This window comes from Vibrio sp. 704, from assembly GCF_033339295.1.
Map to the genome: position 1 here is coordinate 1 of NZ_JAWOUH010000272.1, position 823 is coordinate 823.

At 48.7% G+C, this 823-nt stretch carries 1 protein-coding gene; it reads right to left on the bottom strand.

All coding sequences use genetic code 11. The features are described from left to right. Positions 1-823 (bottom strand): 5'-nucleotidase C-terminal domain-containing protein (locus tag R7R24_RS25880; RefSeq protein ID WP_318119987.1); only part of this gene is annotated, 823 nt, incomplete at both ends.

The window sequence follows — 823 nt, forward strand, 5'->3', positions numbered from 1 at the left end:
GGCTGAGTCGTATTGACATCAATGTGCTTGAATTGGCCTGCGCTGCACTCTAGCCATTCATGTACTTCTTTGCCTTTCACCTTCATTGCGACGAGCGTATTTGGGTATAGGTACAAGTCGGCGGCGTTGCGGAAAGTCAGTTGGCCAGATTCAACCTCAGTGAAGCCGTTCGGATCATCTTTACGTCCGCCCACTTTAAACGGCGCTGCCGCGCTCAAAACTGGAATGTCAGCAAGGTCTGGATCGCCTTGAATGAAACGTTCAACGTAGTCTTTTTGTGCAAGGTTAACGATTTGGATTGTTGGGTCGTCTTGCACCAAAGCCAAGAAGCTGTACATCACGTCATTCGCTTTACCAATTGGTTGGTTAACGAATTCGCGAGTGCCTTTGTGATCGTCTTCGAGTGCTTTAATGATGCCTTGGTCTGCTTCTGCAAGCGATTTCTTAGTCGCTTTGTCGAAAATTGGTCGAGCTTCAGATTGTCCTTCCACTACTTGCCATTGGCCGTCTTTTTGCTCGATGACCAGATCCATGACTCCCACGTGGCTACCCCAACGGCCAGGCATGACGGCAGTGACACCGTTGATGGTGCCTTTGTTGTTGTCTACGCCTTGTAGATTCTCAAATCCTTTGCCTGGGAAGACCGCGTGAGAGTGACCAAACGCAATGGCATCAATGCCTTTTACTTGCGTTAAATAGTACACCGAGTTCTCCGCACCTAGTTTATATGGATCGGTTGAAACCCCTGAATGCGGAATTGCGACAATAATGTCCGCACCTGCCTTCTTCATCTGCGGAATCAGCTTCTCTGCAGTTTCTTTGA